Origin of the sequence: Enterobacter cloacae complex sp.6700776, from assembly GCF_048284255.1 — a bacterium.
In the GTDB taxonomy this organism is placed as follows: Bacteria; Pseudomonadota; Gammaproteobacteria; order Enterobacterales; family Enterobacteriaceae; genus Enterobacter; species Enterobacter intestinihominis.
In genome coordinates, this window is record NZ_JBLVYK010000204.1 from 1 (window position 1) to 294 (window position 294).

The 294-nt window shown below is 39.8% G+C and carries 1 protein-coding gene; it reads right to left on the bottom strand.

What is annotated here, in order from left to right; translation table 11 throughout:
- Window positions 1-26: 26 nt before the first annotated feature.
- A partial coding sequence (locus ACNQ0T_RS23890) for an addiction module antidote protein (protein WP_417930461.1) occupies window positions 27-294 on the bottom strand: 268 nt, incomplete at its 5' end.

The window sequence follows — 294 nt, forward strand, 5'->3', positions numbered from 1 at the left end:
TAGTAATAGAAGAGTAAAAAAGAGGGTTATCTTGCGCTCTTAAATTCCAACTTTAGTCCTAGTGAATGAACTATCTTCAAGATAGTGGTAAATGCAGGGTTACCTTCACCAGATAGTGCCTTATATAGCCCTTCTCGGCTCATTCCTACTTCCTTTGCTAATTGGGTCATATTTCTCGCTCTCGCAATATCGCCTAATGCCGCAAGAATGAGTGCCGTATCGCCTTCTTCTAATATTTCATTAAGATACAGCTGAATTTCTTCTTCGTTCGTTAAGTGCTCAGCAATGTCATAC